Source organism: Roseburia sp. OF03-24, assembly GCF_003463035.1.
Classification (GTDB): domain Bacteria; phylum Bacillota; class Clostridia; order Lachnospirales; family Lachnospiraceae; genus Roseburia; species Roseburia rectibacter.
Genome location: NZ_QSCK01000018.1, coordinates 1 through 17,758, shown reverse-complemented (window position 1 = coordinate 17,758; position 17,758 = coordinate 1). Strand labels below are relative to the sequence as shown.

At 44.5% G+C, this 17,758-nt stretch carries 13 protein-coding genes; 1 reads left to right on the top strand and 12 read right to left on the bottom strand.

The genetic code is table 11. The features are described 5' to 3' along the window. From DXA60_RS10570 to DXA60_RS10560, 3 genes are all read right to left on the bottom strand, one after another. Positions 1-3,290 (bottom strand): glycosyl hydrolase (locus DXA60_RS10570; RefSeq protein ID WP_243006851.1); only part of this gene is annotated, 3,290 nt, incomplete at its 3' end. 192 nt (positions 3,291-3,482) lie between these two features. Then, a complete protein-coding gene (locus tag DXA60_RS10565) occupies positions 3,483-6,287 on the bottom strand; it encodes a glycoside hydrolase family 3 protein (RefSeq protein ID WP_117921169.1) in 2,805 nt (934 codons plus the stop codon). A gap of 14 nt (positions 6,288-6,301) precedes the next feature. After that, positions 6,302-8,719 (bottom strand): glycoside hydrolase family 3 protein, encoded by a 2,418-nt coding sequence (locus DXA60_RS10560; RefSeq protein ID WP_117921168.1) that lies wholly within the window; start codon positions 8,717-8,719, stop codon positions 6,302-6,304. Between the two features lie 865 nt (positions 8,720-9,584). Here DXA60_RS10560 and DXA60_RS10555 point away from each other — a divergent pair. Beyond that, positions 9,585-10,577 (top strand): helix-turn-helix transcriptional regulator, encoded by a 993-nt coding sequence (locus DXA60_RS10555; RefSeq protein WP_158570871.1) that lies wholly within the window; start codon positions 9,585-9,587, stop codon positions 10,575-10,577. A 32-nt stretch (positions 10,578-10,609) separates the two neighbouring features. On the opposite strand, the gene atpC is transcribed toward DXA60_RS10555, so the two are convergent. The 9 genes from atpC to DXA60_RS10510 all read right to left on the bottom strand — a co-directional run bounded on the left by atpC (position 10,610) and on the right by DXA60_RS10510 (position 17,483). Continuing rightward, a complete protein-coding gene (gene atpC / locus DXA60_RS10550) occupies positions 10,610-11,029 on the bottom strand; it encodes an ATP synthase F1 subunit epsilon (RefSeq protein ID WP_117921166.1) in 420 nt (139 codons plus the stop codon). An 11-nt stretch (positions 11,030-11,040) separates the two neighbouring features. After that, positions 11,041-12,447, bottom strand: a complete 1,407-nt coding sequence (gene atpD / locus DXA60_RS10545) for a F0F1 ATP synthase subunit beta (protein ID WP_117921165.1) — start codon at positions 12,445-12,447, stop codon at positions 11,041-11,043. Positions 12,448-12,467: 20 nt separating this feature from the next. Beyond that, the gene (gene atpG / locus DXA60_RS10540) at positions 12,468-13,361 is read right to left on the bottom strand and encodes an ATP synthase F1 subunit gamma (protein ID WP_117921164.1); all 894 of its coding nucleotides are present in this window, start codon (positions 13,359-13,361) and stop codon (positions 12,468-12,470) included. A gap of 6 nt (positions 13,362-13,367) precedes the next feature. Beyond that, positions 13,368-14,870, bottom strand: a complete 1,503-nt coding sequence (atpA, locus tag DXA60_RS10535; protein ID WP_006857773.1) for a F0F1 ATP synthase subunit alpha — start codon at positions 14,868-14,870, stop codon at positions 13,368-13,370. A gap of 4 nt (positions 14,871-14,874) precedes the next feature. After that, a complete protein-coding gene (gene atpH, locus DXA60_RS10530; protein WP_022112582.1) occupies positions 14,875-15,378 on the bottom strand; it encodes an ATP synthase F1 subunit delta in 504 nt (167 codons plus the stop codon). Beyond that, positions 15,359-15,865 (bottom strand): F0F1 ATP synthase subunit B, encoded by a 507-nt coding sequence (gene atpF, locus DXA60_RS10525; RefSeq protein WP_117921163.1) that lies wholly within the window; start codon positions 15,863-15,865, stop codon positions 15,359-15,361. Before atpF ends, atpH begins: the two co-directional genes overlap by 20 nt. Before the next feature lie 19 nt (positions 15,866-15,884). Further along, entirely contained in the window at positions 15,885-16,109 is a 225-nt protein-coding gene (atpE, locus tag DXA60_RS10520; RefSeq protein ID WP_006857776.1) for an ATP synthase F0 subunit C, read from the bottom strand. 41 nt (positions 16,110-16,150) lie between these two features. Next, positions 16,151-16,813, bottom strand: a complete 663-nt coding sequence (locus tag DXA60_RS10515; protein ID WP_117921162.1) for a F0F1 ATP synthase subunit A — start codon at positions 16,811-16,813, stop codon at positions 16,151-16,153. A 445-nt stretch (positions 16,814-17,258) separates the two neighbouring features. Further along, positions 17,259-17,483, bottom strand: coding sequence for a hypothetical protein (locus DXA60_RS10510; RefSeq protein WP_147345388.1), 225 nt, complete (start codon positions 17,481-17,483; stop codon positions 17,259-17,261). Between the last annotated feature and the right edge of the window lie 275 nt (positions 17,484-17,758).

Genomic DNA, 17,758 nt, shown 5'->3' with positions numbered 1-17,758 from the left:
TTCTCTGTATCTCCCGGTTTCTCTGTATCTCCCGGTTTCTCTGTATCTCCCGGTTTCTGTCCTCCGGACACGAGTGACTGATCTGTCAGTACATATCCACCTTCTGTCACATTTAACTTTGATTCATCCACATTTACAAAGCGGATATCATCAAAAACAATTTTCGACTGGATATCAACCCCATTTCCGTCTTCTGAAATGCTGTTACACCAGATTGCAAACTTCGTAACATTCTTTGGATCAAAAGTTCCATTCTGTTTACCCTTTAATTTGTTAAATGGGATCGTAACATATTTTGCCTCTGTCGTCTTTACAAAGTCAGTCAGAAATACTTCGAAATCCTCTCCGCCGGAAACAAGCTGAACTACCAGTTTCTGTCCTTTTCCATCCGGTTTTACCCACATGCTGACCGCATTGTATTCGCTGTAATCGTTTGTGCTTAAACCTTTCATACGTCCGGTCCATACTTCCGGTCCGCTCGTCTTAAGCTGATAAGTAAATGCACCTCCGTAAACACCTTCTGCTTTATGATCCTTATCTAATACAAAGGAGGAACTGCAGTTTGCTGCTGAATTTTCTGTAAAAGTTCCATTCAGGTAGTCATTGTCATCATAGTATAATTCAAAATTTTCAATGACATTCTTTGCAAGTGTTTCCTTTTCTTTTCCAAAACTGATATAGGAAACAGTCACAAGTGTTTTGCCATCTGCCACAAGGCTGATCTTACCGGTATCCGTTGTTCCAAGTGCACTCAGAATATCCGCAGACAGCACACCTTCGTAAGCACCGGATTCTTCCGTTTTCTCTGCCGTGATCGTTTTTTCTGTATTTGTATCCGGGTTTGTCAGCACAAAACTTACACTCTGTGCATTTCTCACATTTGCTTTTAAAGTAAATGCACTTGTGATTGCCATCTTAGAGAAAACATTGGCAAAATAACCTGCTGCATTTCCCTGATTTGCATTTCTTACTTCTTTCTGGTCTGCATTTCCGTAAAAGTTTGTTCCATTCGCAAAAACAGAAGATTTTTCATTGTAGAATTCAATAAACTCGTTGATCAGTTCCTGTCCGTGGGTATCATCATATTTATATGGGACATAAAAGTTGGTGTCTCCAAAATTTGCCCACAATAAGAAGTACGGCATTCCGGTGTCAACTGCCACCTGATTAACCTGTTTGTACCAGTTGTGTCCTGCGATCGGATTTCCTTTTACTAAAATTCCTTCATTATCCGATCCATCGGCTTTCATCACCCTTACACCGGTTTCGGAAATTGCAGCTACTTTTCCTTTTGCGTCTGCAATATTCTTTACCACCTGACAGGTTTTCTTTAAATTATCCACAAACTCGCCGGAATATTCTGCCGGATAAGTATTGTAATCATCATAGTAATCAAATGCAACGATATCCACACAGTCATCGCCCGGATAGCGGTCCATATACTCTTCCTCTGAAGTTAACGGACCATTTGGGGAATATACATAAATAAAGTTGTGTACTCCCTTTGATGCCAGATAATCCTGTATGTACTGGAACAGCGCACGGTATGTCTCTTTAGCGGTTGTCGCAGCACCCCACCAGAACCATCCGCCTGTATTTTCATGGAATGGACGGAATAAAACAGGAATATCGCCAAGTCCGTTTGCGTAATCTGCAATGATATCAAGATAGGTTGTAAACTGCGCATTGTATTTTCCACCCGGAAGTACTTCTGCGGAGCAGTTATTGCTCAGGTCTTTTGCCTCCGAAAAATCACACTGTGAAAAATCATATTTTCTCGCCGCATCCGGTGTTGCAATGATTTTTTCATTGCTCATATTCGGCATATGGGTGGATAATGTGATGATCGCACCCTCTGCAGCTGCTGCCTTGCTGATCTCGATAGATTTCTGAACTGCATCATCTACGTTATCAATTCCAAGTTCCCCGCCTGTCAGTGCCAGCGAATCGATTCCGACCAGACCACTAATACTTCCGGTCACGTCCTTTGTATCCGAATAGACACCGTCTCTGGTTGAAACATGCTTGCTTGTGTCATTCTGATGTCCGAATAATACCTGGTCAGCAGCATCCAGTCCTTTTAAATATGCATATAACGCTTTTGCTGAACCTGATGCATTCACATCCGAAAGTGTTACTTCTTCCGGCATACTGGACGTATCTGCAAGCACAGCCTCTCCTGCCGTCTCTGTGATCTCCGTATAATCGCCCGCTGCATTATACTGGGATAAAGTCAGGTTATCCAGATATACGCTTCCCAAAAAGGCAGTGCTCACACCAACTGTTCCAATCATCAGATCCGTGATCTTTGCAGTGTTTGGTGAGAATTTGACAGTGACCACTGCTTTCTTATATCCGTCACCGAGATCTGACGTTTCGATCTTTGCTTCTTTGTTGATGATCTCCACATCATCTGCTCCGTTTTTTGCAAAAATCTTTGCCTTAAAAGAACCGTCAAAAGCTTCCGGATAGATCATTTCATAGCTTAAAACATTATAAGCCGATACATCGAGTCCTTCTGCAAACGACTTTTTAATCTTTGCCTCACTCCATGTAAAACCTTCACAACCGGTATAATCAAGATCTGCCTTTAACATTTTGCTTCCCTGAAATTCAGCTACACTGATTCCTACCGCATTGTCGTACTGCCAGCCGCCTTCCTGCTCCCAGCCTGCACTGCTTCCTGTCTCTGCAGATTCAAAATCATCGATCACACTCGGATCTTTTGCAGGCAGTTCCGGCTGCGCTTCTGCCACACCGCTTAATGTGACATTGGAAAATGTACATGTTCCTGAAAAACCCTGACCAATCAGTCGGAAATATACACCTTTTAAATCATCTGCATCCTTATCCTCAAACTTGATCGTAATCGTTGTTTTGTGTGTATCTTCTGAAAAACTGCTCTGCTGTAAATACGGGATATCCTGACTGTCTGTCCATGTCCACTCACTTCCCAGCTTCACGATACCCTGAACCTTTAAGTAACTTTCCCCGGTACCCAATGATGCATACGCCTCATCATCCAGTGTAATATCTGCCTTCATTGTGAAATCTTTCGTTGTCACACAATCTGCAATACTTTCATCATAAGTGATCATTGGCGGATTATCCCAATCCTCTGTTGCAAGATCCAGTTTGTCTTTTGTTACTGTGTTTGTCCCGGTATAAAACACACTCGCTTCTGCCGCATAGACATACTCGTATCCCCCTGCAAAATTGCCGCTTGAAAACGCAACTGCAGCCGCTAAAAGAGCGGCTACAAGTCGTTTTCCCATAAAACGTTTTCTCATAAACTTACCTCCAATACATTTATTAGCTTTATGCACTTTGTTTTTTAATTATATGTTACTTCAAAAAACATTGTCAATTAAGCATATATTAGTTTGTAAATTTTCAGAGTTTTTACTTAATTTTTGCTTTTTTAAGTTGTTTTATGAGATTAAAATTGTATACTTTTACTTTATAAATTCAGATAATAAATTTTACTCTAACTCAATCCAGTCTAATTTCAATTCCGGTGTCACATACTCTGCTTTCAGTTCATAATACCCCGGCATAAATTTCACACGGCACATCCGCTGTGTCAGGAAACGCTCTCCGGTTCCACCTGTCTGGACGGTTGCCATCAGTTCTCCATTCAGATACAGATTAGCAGCTCCCTGTGCTAATCCTTCCACCGGGAAACAGAAATGTGCATTAACGTTTAAAATGCTTTCTTTTTCCACATAAAGGACTGTATTTTCAAACTTTCCTGCCTCGATACGGCTTCCGCTCTGCAGTGCACAGACCTGCTTTCCGTCTGTATTTACTGCTTCTTTTGCAGTAACTGTAAGCAGTGGATCAAAATCTTTTAACGGACGTTTCATCACAGGTGTTCCAAGCAGGAAACGGCAGATGTTTTTCGCACAGCGCTGTAACTCTCCAACAGTGAGTTTTCCTGCCTCCAGTGCCTCTAAGGTATCATCGCCTACTGCATTGATGGCAGCACCATTATTGTTGACTACCATGTATAAGTCATTCTGTGCGCGAACCATGAATGAGGTGTATCTGCGGTCTGCCTCCCCGCCGTTTACAACATCATTCATCTTCGCCCACCAGTCTGTCATAACAATTCCCTGATATCCCCACTCACCACGCAGGATCGTCGTATTTAAGTCATAATTGGATGCCGTCCAGTGTCCGTTGACCGGGTTGTAAGAGGTCATGATCGAATTTGCATTTCCCTCTTTCACGGCAATCTCAAAGCCTTTCAGATAGATTTCACGGAGTGCCCGCTCAGATACAACGGAGTTTACATTATGTCTTTCCGTCTCCTGATTATTCGCTGCAAAATGTTTCACGGTCGCAGAAGAACCGGCACTTCGGATTCCCCTTGTCATTGCCGCCGCAAACTGTCCTGTCACAAGCGGATCTTCACTGAAATACTCAAAGTTACGTCCATTTAATGGATAGCGGTGGATATTGATTCCCGGTCCAAGCAGGGTGTCGATCTCGTTTCCAACTAATTCCCTGCCTTCCATCTGATATAATTCTTCCATCATTGGAATATTAAAGGAACATGCAAGGAGTGTTCCGATCGGGAGTTGTGTTGCCTTTAATCCGCTCTCCATACGGATGCCGGACGGGCCATCGGATGCGCAGGCGATCGGGATACCGTAACCGTGCAGGCTGTCGCTGACACCGCCAAATGCGGATGCTGTACCCGGTGTTACCTTCGGGCTGCTCATTCCCTCGCCGCGGACGATCACGGCTAACTCCTCGTTGGTAAACTGTGCTACAAATGCGTCCAATTCTTCTTCCACACTGCTGCCATTTTTGATATTCTCTGCAACCGCCTGTAAGGTAATTCCTTTATTTCCGGTCTGTGGCAGTTCTTTTGGCAGACGGCTTTTGATCCGCTCTGCCAGATCAACCATCTGCTGTGGTGCTTTTTCATATGCACGGGCAAACACCCCGTCCTCCTTTTGCCTGCCTGTCTTAAGACGCAAAAATTCTTTTGTCGGCGCAAGCGCCTCCTCCAGTTCCTCCGTGACAACGCAGGAAGCAATCTCATAGCCGCCTTTTCCGTCCACATTGGCTTTTTCTGTGCATCTGACACTGTTTCCAACGTAGATCTCATACAGACCTTCCTCTAAGACATAGCAGGACTTATGACCAGTCACACCGCTGTCGTCATAGGAAGCAAACCGGCTTACCGGAATGGTAAGTTCAAGAACTTCCTCCTCGCCCGGAGCAAGCAGTTTTGTCTTTGCAAATCCGCACAATACCTTTGCCGGTTTTCCAAGCCGTCCCTGTGGGGCGGACACATAAACCTGAGCAGCCTCTTTTCCGGCTGCTGCCCCGGTATTTTTCACACGGATACTGAGTGCGATCTTTGCATCTTTTCCATTTCCTGTACTCTCCGCTTTTACCGTCTCCATGGAAAATTCCGTATAAGATAAACCGAAACCAAACTCATACATTACTTTTTCCGGTGCGAATGTCTCAAAATAACGGTAGCCGACATAGATATCTTCCGCATAAATATTTTCTGTCTTACTTCCAAAATGGTCCGCTGCCGGGTAATCAGAAAGTTTCTCTGCGATCGTATCCGTCAGTTTTCCGGATGGTGTCACTCTGCCCGATAACAGATCTGCAACGGCATTCGCGCCTTCCATTCCTCCATGCCAGATGTAAAGAATCGCTTTGATGTGATCCTGATATGCTGCATCTTTCGTCCAGCTCATATCAATGATATTAGACACATTTAAAAGCACTGCCACTTCGTTAAAATATTTTGTTACGATGCGAAGATTTTCTTTCTCCCGTTTTGTCAGAAGATAACTGCCTTCCGTGTCCTCGTAATCTTTATCCTCACCGGCAGTTCTTCCGATCAGAAAAATAGCTTTTTCAGACTTTTCTGCTGCGCGGCATGCGATCTCGTCGGTGATTTCCATCTCTTCCTGATGCCACGGCTCTGCCGCCCAGCCACCGCCTCCGTTGTCAAACGGATGCTCCTTTAACCATTCTTTATAGGTTTCTACCAGTTCCTCATTTACAGGGAAAGCATTGTTTTCTTTGATTCCGTCTAAAATATTTTTGACATACGGCACATTAACCGCTCCACCTGAACCGGTTCCACTCCGGTAATACTCAATCTGGCTTCTTCCGAAAATAGAAACTGTCTCATCCTTTTTGATCGGAAGCATATGCCCCTCATTCTTTAAAAGCACGGCTCCCTCTGCCGCTGCCTCTCTGCAGTATGCTGCCAGTTCCGGCAGCGGAACACCGATTCCACTGTTACCCATGATAATCCTCCATTTTAATCAATTTTTAGTATTAATCCTAAAATACGCTTTGCGCAGATCTCCATCTCTTCTCTTGTCAGCACTCCTGCCTCTTTTGCGCGGAGCAGGCTCTCCGGGAATCCACATGCCATCTTGATGTCATTTCCCGCTTTTACTTCTTTATAATGCTCACCGCTTGTCCACCAGTCGGTCGTGACCATTCCCTGATAATTCCACTCACCTCTTAAGATGTCCTCTAAAAGCTCACGGTTTTCAGAAGTTCTGTGTCCGTTTACGATATTGTAAGATGACATAATGCACCACGGATCTGCCTCTTTTACGATAATCTCAAACGCCTTTAAATAAATCTCCCTTGCTGCCCGCTCGGACACTCTGGAATCGCTTTCCTTACGGTTTGTCTCCTTATTGTTGCAGGCGAAATGTTTGACCGTTGCAGCGATATGTTTTGACTGGATTCCCTTTACCATTGCAGAAGCCATTTTCCCGGTCAGATACGGGTCTTCGGAATAATACTCGAAGTTTCTTCCACAAAGCGGACTTCTGTGGATATTGACCGCAGGCGTCAGCCAGACGGCAATGTTATTTTCCTTCACCTCAGCGGCACCTGCTGCACCGACCTGATATACCACATCCGGGTTCCAGGTACATGCTAAAAGTGTCGCACACGGCCACGCCGTCGTAACTACGCCGCATTTTTTCTCAATGCGGAGTCCGGCAGGTCCGTCCGCCGTCATAATATTCGGGATTCCATACTCCGGCATATTTCCAAATCCAAATGTATTTGCCACACCGGTATTCGGCTGTCCGCCTAAAATATGCGCAAGTTCCTCATCCGTCATCTGTGTCACAAATTCATCCAGCGTGATCTTTCCTTCTGCAACTTCCATAAAAATATGTGCGTCTTTCTTATACGGCTGTGACCAGATCTGATGTCCCGGCAGTGCGCGGACAGCCGGTGAAAATCCATCGCTTTCCTCCCTCGGAACACGTTTGATTACGGAGTAATCCGGATCATTCGGTTCGGACTGCGGCAGTTTTTCAAAACTTCCATCGGAGAGCATGCGCTCCGCAAGTGAAGTCGGAACCAGTTTTGCGGTAAGCTGCTCTGTTACGGTATCCTCTGGCATTGTAAAACAAAATACCTGCTCTGTTTCCCGCACGGACGTGCCAAGATAAAACTGATACTTACCTTTTTCCAGCACATAGGCAGATTTCTGAATTTTTCCCAGATCATCATAGGATGCAAGCTGTGCCACCGGTGCCTCTAACGTCAGAAGCTGCGTTTCTCCCTGTGCTAACAGTCGTGTTTTTTCAAATGCTGCAAGGACTCTCTTTGCCTTTCCAAGTACGCCCTGCGGTGCCTGCGCATATAACTGCATGACTTCTTTTCCCGGATATTTTCCGGTGTTGGTCACATTGACACGCACACGGATCACCCCCTGTTTTTCTTCCGCAGATACTAACGCACACTCGAAAGTCGTGTAGGAAAGACCGTAGCCAAACGGATAATTGACGGCTTTATCAGCCCCCGGTATTGTCTCAAAATAGCGGTAGCCGACGTAGATATCTTCTTTATAATCGACATATTTTACCGATTCATGGAATGTCTCCGATGACGGATAGTCTTCCAGTTTCTTTGCAAATGTGTCGGAAAGTTTTCCGGATGGGCTGCCGACGCCGCACAGAAGCTCTGCTGCTGCGCTTCCGCCTTCCATACCCCCCTGCCATGCCATCAGCACCGCCTGAATTTTTTCATTTTCTGCAAACCAGTCCGTATCGACCATGCCGCCGACATTCATAACGACTGCCACCTTCGGGAACAACTGCTGCACCTGTTCCACCATCGCGCTCTCTTCCTTCGTCAGGTAAAAGTCTCCGTCTGGAAAAATGCGCTCTGCCTTTTCCAGCAGCGGATCTGTCTGTACCGACTCATCCATCTCCTTATCATAAGAACTCTTTCTGTCCCAGCCTTCCCCGGAAAAACGGCTGATGCAGATCACTGCCGTGTCCGTGTACGCTCTCGCTTTTTTTGCAGTTTCTTCCGGAAACGCAGGCTCTACTGTCATTCCTGGTTCTGCTCCTGCCTCGTACTGTTTTTCTACCTCTTTACGGTAATAATCAGAGAGTGCCTCACACACTTCTACTTTTTCCGGCAGCTTCTTGAATCCCTCATACAAATTTGTCGTATAAGCAACGGTTACATCTCCGCTTCCGCCACCACCCTTGACATAGTCAAAACTGCCTTTTCCAAACAGGGCGAGTTTGGTGCCTGCCTGAAATGGGAGAAGGCTTTCATTGTTCTTTAGAAGAACCATGCCTTCTTTGGCGGCTTCTTTTGACAGGGTGATGTGTGCTTTTGAGGCGGTGACTTTGGTGCCGTCAGCTCCGAGAGGGAGGTTGGGTTGATAAAGTGATCTTTGCCATTTTTCCATGATTGTGGGCTCCTTTTTGAAATATTTGGTGGGTGGCGTTGAAGGCAAAACTCCTCTTTAGGCTGTGAGCGTTGGGGGCAAAACTCTTCCGAAGGCTGTGAGCGTTGGAGGCAAAACTCCTCTTTAGGCTGTGAATGTTGTGAGGCATACACAGATCTAACGAAGGCACGCTCTCGCTGCGTGTCGCTCGTAGCGGTACTAAGCGACCAAAATACGGTCGCTAAGGACCGACGGCTCCCCAGCACCTTCTTATAAATCTGCGTATTCCTCGCAACAGGCGCAGGTTGTTGGTGCGTTTTGCATGCAGCGCTTTCAGTGTATTGATGCGTTTTGTCGGCAACGGCTTCTTGGTTTCGATGCATTTTTGCCTGCAACGGCTTCTTGGTTTTGATACGTTTTGTCGGCAGCGGCTTCTTGGTTTTGATGCGTTTTGTCGGCAACGGCTTCTTGGTTTCGATGCGTTTTTGCCTGCAACGGCTTCTTGGTATTGACGCGTTTTGTCGGCAACTCTCTTACGTTTCTTATATTCTTTATATTCCTATCATACTTACCTTACACTTTTATTTCAAGGCAGATAATGACTTGTATTTCGGTCGATATTGACTTATTATGAGCTTAACAACAAAGTTGGCAGAATCAGTCCTATCGTATTTTACAAGGACTGCCGCACATATTTTCCGGAAGGCTTTCCAACATGCCCTGCGGTCTGTACGGCGCCGGGGTGTCCGGGTAAGGTGGAGCCGTCTTACCGCTTTTTGTGTGTTCCTTAGCGGGCACATGAACAAAAAGTCATGCTGCGGACAGTTGTCCGAGCTCAATGCACTTTTGGCTTTCCATAAACGAAAAAGCGAGTTCTGGGAGCAGCATGAAATCGCCACTTTGTTCAGGTGCCCGCTTAGGAACACGAAAAAACGGTAACCGGCTCAGCCTTACCCGGACACTCCGGCGCCATACAGACCGCAGGAAGGCTCGCCAAAACCCCCGCATGCCACAAATCAATTTCCCCCAGAAGAAAGGAATCCCCACCACCATGACCACCCACGAAATCATCACCTCCAAACCCAAACTCCCCGTCTACTTCGACATCTACCAGTCCGACAACCAGCTCGTGCCCAGCCACTGGCACGCACACGTTGAGATTTTATACATCTCCTCCGGTTCCATGCATGTCATCTGCCGCGAGGAATCCTTCCTGCTACACACAGGCGATATCTTTCTGGTAAACTCCGGTGACATCCATTATACCCGCACGATCGGCCGAACGGAAACCTACCTGCTGCAGATCCCGTTTGACTTTTTTAACCAGATGCTTCCCGGCTTCGCCTCCATCCGTTTTCAGGAATACTTTTCTGCGGAAAAATATAAAAATGACCCCGTATTCTGCGAAATGCGGGATCACTTACTGACCATGGGTTCCTTATATAAAAATGAAAAAAATGGCTACCAGTTTTTATTTGGCAGCCACCTTCATCATTTTCTTTATATACTTTATACTTCTTACGTCCTGCCACAGTCACAGAGTACCGTCTCGCAGGATACCAAAACGCTCACAAGGCTGAAAGATATCATAACTTATGTGGAAAGGCATTATATGGAACCGCTCTCCCTCTCGGATATCTCAGACCGTTTTGCACTCAATCCCGAATACTTCTGCCGTTTCTTTAAGAAAAACATGGGATTCACCTTCTTAGAATACGTCAACATGGTACGGCTTTCCCATATTTATTCTGACCTCATGCAGACCGGCGACAGCATTACACAGATCATGGAACGCCACGGTTTTATCAACTATAAGGTATTCAACCGTATGTTCAAAGAAGTATACGGCTGTCTGCCCTCGAAAGTCCGCCATCAGTAACCAACCGGCTGTCTGCCTTCAGATGCCCGTCATTAATAACCGATCGGCTGATCCTTGCTTCCCACCTTAAGACGTGCCATAGCACGCGCTAATGAGGCTTTGGAGCGATGATACTCTTCAATGCTCTGTTTCTGGCGGAGCTGTTCTTCCGCACGCTCTTTTGCTTCCTGCGCACGTCTCACATCGATCTCTTCCGGTGATTCGCAGGTGTCTACGATGACCGTTGCACGGTTATTGATAATCTGCGCAAAACCGGTTCCTGTAACACCATAGATCGTGTTTCCGTTTTCCTCTAAGATACGGATCTCACCAACCTCAACAGCAAACACCATATTTTCATGGTGTGCCTGGATTGCTTTTAAACCATCATGGAGCGGCAGAACTACCTGTGCACATCTTCCATCGTAAAATACCTTGTTACAGGCAATTACTTTTAAGCTAAATGTATTCATGTTCCTCCCTCCTAGCTGGCGGAACCGGTATTACCCATTGTCTTTGCCCGCTCAATGACATCTTCGATCGTTCCTACGTTAAAGAATGCAGCTTCCGGATATTCATCCATCTCACCGTCAACGATTGCCTTAAATCCACGTACTGTATCTTTTAACGGCACATATTTGCCCGGTACACCGGTAAAGTTCTCTGCAACATGGAACGGCTGGGATAAGAACTTCTGAATCTTTCTTGCACGGTAAACAGTTAATTTATCCTCCTCAGAGAGCTCCTCCATACCGAGAATTGCAATGATATCCTGTAACTCTGTGTATTTCTGAAGAATCTCCTGTACACGTCTTGCTGTCTCATAATGCTCTTTTCCGACAACATCCTCCTCAAGAATACGTGAGTTTGACTCCAACGGATCAACTGCCGGATAAATACCCTGCTCAACGATTTTTCTGGAAAGAACGGTCGTTGCATCCAGATGTGCGAATGTCGTTGCAGGAGCCGGGTCAGTTAAATCATCTGCCGGCACATAAACTGCCTGTACAGAAGTAACAGAACCATTCTTTGTAGATGCGATACGTTCCTGTAACTCACCCATTTCCGTTGCCAGTGTCGGCTGATAACCAACGGCAGATGGCATACGTCCTAACAGGGCGGACACCTCAGAACCTGCCTGTGTGAAACGGAAAATGTTATCAATGAATAAAAGCACGTTCTGATGCTCCTCATCACGGAAATATTCTGCCATGGTAAGTCCTGTCTCAGCAACACGCATACGTGCTCCTGGCGGCTCGTTCATCTGACCGAACACTAAGGCTGTCTTTTCCAGTACGCCGGATTCTTTCATCTCTGACCAGAGGTCATTACCCTCTCTTGAACGCTCTCCAACACCGGTAAAAATAGAATATCCGCCATGCTCGGTTGCAATGTTACGGATCAGCTCCTGGATCAGTACCGTTTTACCAACTCCGGCACCACCGAACAGACCGATCTTACCACCTTTTGCATATGGTGCTAAAAGATCGATAACTTTGATACCTGTTTCAAGTACTTCAACGACCGGGCTCTGATCCTCAAAGGATGGCGGATCTCTGTGGATACACCAGTGCTTCTCACCCTCTAAAGTCTTGCCGCCGTCTAAGGTATCTCCTAATACATTGAACAGACGTCCTAATGTACCCTGTCCGACCGGAACTTTGATACCGCTTCCCGTAGCAACAACTTCCATGTCCTTGTGAAGTCCCTCACTGGCAGCTAACATAATACAGCGTACTGTGTTATTGCCGATATGCTGTGCAACTTCCATGACACAGCGTTTTCCGCCGTTATCTACTTCAAGCGCATCTTTGATAAACGGAAGGTCATTATCTTCAAATTCAACGTCTACAACAGGTCCCATGACCTGCACGATTTTTCCTGTTTTCATTCCGCTTTTACATCCCCTTCCTATTTTTTCTTCTTTTTCTTCTGTGCCTTTGCACCGCCGATTACCTCTGTGATCTGCTGGGTAATCGCAGCCTGACGCACACGGTTGTATTCAATGGACAAAGTCTGCAGCATCTCTTTTGCACTGTCTGTTGCTGCCTGCATCGCCATCATTCGTGAATTGTGCTCACTGGCAAATGACTCCACGAGTGCACCGTAAATAAATCCGTTGACATAGTTCGGCACCACATGCTCTAAAATATCCTGCATGGTCGTATCTGCCTTGATCTCCTCCTGATAAATATCAACAGGAGCTTTCCCCATGAAATCCTCTTTTACCAGTGGAAGCAGTTTCATCATTTCCGCTTCCATAGAAAATGAATTTTCCATTTTGGTGTAAATGATGTATACCTCATCCAATTCGTTATTATTGTATAAATCCAGAATACGTTCTGTGATAACTCTGGCCCTGTGCAGAGATGGATTCTGTACCGTGTACTTAAACTCGGTATCTACCTCTAACCCCTCTTTGGTGAAATACTGTCTTCCAAGCTCTCCAACGACAAATAATTTGTTGTTTTCGCCCTGCTCAAAAAGCTCATGTGCCATTTTGATGACATTATGGTTGTAAGCACCTGCCAGTCCCTTATCTGCAGTGATCACAATGTAGCCTCTGCGTTTCCTGTCATCCGGAATCTCTTCACGCTGGTCAAAATATCGGCTTTTTGCATCCGGAATATGACGGAGCAGTCGTGAGATCGCAGACTGTAACGCATAGAAATACGGCTCTGTATTTTCGAGCTTCTGCTTTGCACTTCTTAACTTTGCAGAGGAAATCATATACATGGCACTCGTGATCTTCATCGTATCCTGAATACTTTTCATTCGTTTCTGAATTTCCTTGGTATTTGCCATGCTCTATCACCTGCTCTTAAATTCTTTGACTGCCTCTACGATCTTTTCTGTAATCCCATCATCCAGCACTTTTTTCTCGTTGATGGCATCAACGACATCTTTATGCTCGATTTTAAAGAAATCCAGTAATCTTCCCTGGAACTCTTTCATCTGTTTGATATCCACATCCAAAAGCAGACGTTTGTTTGCTGCAACCAGTGTAATTACCTGATCTGCGAGGCTCATCGGATGGCAGAGCGGCTGTTTTAAGAGCTCCATCAGTCCTTTACCATACTGTAACTGCTCTTTCGTCATATCATCCAGATCGGAGCTGAACTGTGTAAACACTTCCATCTCACGGTACTGCGCCAGATCGATACGGATCGTACCGGATGCTTTTTTCATTGCCTTTGTCTGTGCCGCACCACCTACACGGGATACGGAAAGACCTACGTTGACCGCCGGTCTCATACCGGAGTTGAACAGATCACTCTCTAAGAAAATCTGACCATCTGTAATGGAAATAACGTTCGTAGGAATGTAAGCGGAAACATCGCCTGCCTGTGTCTCGATGATCGGCAGTGCGGTAATGGAACCTCCGCCTAACTCGTCGTTTAACTTACTGGAACGCTCTAATAATCTTGAATGTAAATAGAATACGTCTCCCGGATATGCCTCACGTCCCGGTGAACGCTCTAAAAGTAATGACAGTGCACGGTATGCCACTGCATGTTTGGAGAGATCATCATATACGATCAGGACATCTTTTCCTTTGTACATGAAGTACTCTGCAAGTGCTGTTCCTGCATACGGAGCGATGTACTGTAAGGATGCAGATTCACTCGCTGTCGAGGAAAGCACGATGGAATAATCCATGGCACCGTTCTTTGTCAGTGTATTCACCAATTTTGCAACCGTAGATGCCTTCTGACCGATTGCAACGTAAATGCAGACAACATCTTTGCCTTTCTGGTTTAAGATGGTATCTACTGCGATCGATGTTTTACCGGTCTGACGGTCACCGATGATCAGCTCACGCTGTCCACGTCCGATTGGGAACATGGAGTCGATCGCAAGAATACCTGTCTCCATTGGCTGTTTTACGGACTGTCTGTCTACGATACCCGGTGCTTCCTGCTCGATGGCACGGTAATCATCTGCTTTGATCTCACCTTTTCCATCGATCGGGGCTCCAAGGGCATTGATAATTCTTCCAAGGTAAGCATCACCTACCGGAATACCTGCTTTTTTCTTAGTTCTGGTTACTTTCGTTCCCTCTTTGATCTCTGTGTCTTTACCAAAAATAATACAGCCTACCTGATCACGTTTGATATCCTGTACCATTCCGCGGACACCGTTCTCAAAGATAACGATCTCACCATACATCGCATGCTCAATACCATAAATCGTTGCGATACCATCACCGACCCAGATGACAGTTCCGACTTCCTGGTCTTTGCTTACCATGTCATAGTTCTCTATTTCTGTTTTCAGGATAGATATAATCTCTTCTGAACTGATAGAACCCACGTTATCACCTCCACGCTAATCTTCTCTCTAACCGATTTAAGCGCCCTTTCATGCTGTAATCTTCTTCTATATCTCCTACCCGCAGTACAAATCCACCGATCAGTTCCGGCTTCTTTTCCAATGCAAGCGCAACTTTATCTTTCTGATATTTCTTTGCAAGATATGCCTTCATCTGTGCCACTTCATCCTCTGTCGGCTCTAAGACATACTCCAGTTTTGCCTGAAGGATACCATTTTTCTCCGCTTCCACTACATCATATGCGGCAAAAATTTCCTCAAGGAGATCTGCCTCACCGTAATCGCAAACCACCTTCAGAAAATTTTTCATTGATTCCGGAAAGATCCGGTCGATCAGCTTATGTTTCTCCTGTTTTGACACAACCGGGCTTTTTAAACTCTTCGGCAGATCCTGGGTCAGAGAAAGAATCTCTTTTGTCTCATCAACAGCTTCTCTTGTCACACCAAGTTCTAAGAGAACCGTTGCATAATTATTTGCTGTCTGCGTCATTCACACCACCTGCTTTTGTCAAAAACTGTTGATACAGTAACCGGTTATTCTCGTTCGTACTTGCCTCACCAAGTACTTTTCCTGCTGCTGCCACTGCAAGAACTGCAATCTGTGACTGAAGATCCTGCACAGTTTTGTCACGTTCGAGTTCCACGGTCTTATGGGCATTCTCGATGATCTTTTCTGCTTCCGCATCCGCCACATTGATTCTGTTCTCATACTCTGCCTGTGCACTCTTACGAGTTTTCTCAAGCAGTTCTGCAGATTCCTCATGCGCCTGTGCAAGCATTCCCTCATACTGTTTCTTTAAGTCTCCCGCTTCTGCCTTTAAATTGTTGGCATCTGCGATCTGACCTTCGATCATCTGCTTACGCTGCTCCATAACATTCGTGACAGGACCAATTAAAAACTTACGAAGTCCCAGATACAGAACGATCAGGTTAATGATGGTAAAGACGACGTTCCAATCTATTCTTAATAATTGCATTCTCTACCAGACCCTTTCCTTAACCTAAGAATAAGATAATTAAAATTGCAACAACCATACCGAAAATTGCAGTACCTTCGGCAAGTGCACAACCAAGTAATAATGCTTTTGTGATTTTTCCGTCTGCTTCCGGCTGTCTTGCGATAGCGTCTGTTGCCTTAGATGTTGCAAGGCCGATACCGATACCTGCTCCAATACCTGTTAATGCTGCGATTCCTGCTCCAATAGCGATTAATGATGTCATGATAAAATTCTCCTTTTTCGTTTTTAATTTTGCTTTAACTTCTACTCGATGCTTTCCTTAATAAATAAGGATGTTAAAAATACAAATACATATGCCTGAATAAATCCGTCAAACAAGTCAAAATACAGACTGAGCGGAACCGGCACGAAAAGCGGTGCCACGATCTTGATCAGCTCCATAATGACAAATGCTCCTAAAATGTTACCAAAAAGACGCATACACAATGATAATGGACGAATAAAAATCTCCAATATATTCATTGGCAGCATAAGTGGTATCGGTTCGGCGAAACTCTTCAGAAAACCTTTCATTCCTTTCGCATGTACTCCCGAATATTCGATCAGTACAATACTCATCAATGCAAGCGCACCGGTAACACCGACATCCTTTGTCGGGGATTTCAGTCCGAAGAGTCCGATCATATTCGCGATTGCAATATAAATTCCTACTGTCATTAAATAAGGAATATAACGTTTTCCTTCCTCTCCAAGTAAATCGTAAAAGAAGTTATGCAATCCGCCAATAACTGTCTCCACTGCTAACTGACGTTTTCCTACGTTCTCTACACGCAGATTTCTTCCTAAGAAAAATGCCGCTATCAAAAGAACTGCCATAATAACCCATGTTACTACTACCGATTCGGCAACCGGAATACCTCCAAATACCGGAATCGTGAAAGTAGTTTCACAATTCAGCTCTTCCATCAGCGCTTTCGATAATTCCTCCGTATTCTCACTTCCCTTCTTTCCTACACTTCGCTGTATTTTATTGAAAATTTTTCCACTTGTCAATTTTTTGTCATAGTAAAAATCATGGAGCTCATTTTGGTAATTTTATACAATTTTCTTTCTTGTTTTTTGTGTATTTTTTTATATTTTGGGAATTGAATATTTCATTTGTTTATAATTATTTTATTTTTACCCTGAATTGAATCCAAAATATAGTCCAAAATACCAAAAAAAGTCTACATTTCTTTTTTCGTATCTTTTACGGTTCCTTAATAAAATGCATTTCACACTTTTTTCAAATATTTACCACAATTCCATCATGAACTTCGATTACTATAAATAATGTCAAAAGGAAATAAACCTTTTTCACATAAAACATTTTCTTTTTTTCATAACTAAAGCCAGTAAAACATCCCCCGTTTTACTGGCTCCTCCTTTCAAGTAAATACATACGATTCATCTGTGCATATTCCTCATAAATTATTTCTTCATAACGAATAATTGAATATTTTTTCTGAAAAATACTGATCCACATTTCATTGGTATTATTCCATAGAATCATGCCATCATCTAATAGATTATCACCAATCTTTTTTATACCATATTCTTCTATCTGTTCATCCGTAATATACGGATTTAACTTCACAAGAAGTTTTCCACCCTTTTTCAAAATTTATTGGAGCCAATATATCTTCTGTCAAAAAATACTGATTCCACATTTCTAAACTTTTGTCATATTTATTCATTTTCCCCATATCCTCTCACAATGCTTCTCCCAGCAATAAAACATCAGGGATTCAGAAATCACAGACTTTCCCTTGCTGTTTCTAAATAAAAGAAAAATGCCACTCTTATGAGTGACATTTCTTTTTTACTAATGAGACATCGGGGATTCGAACCCCGGACAACTTGATTAAAAGT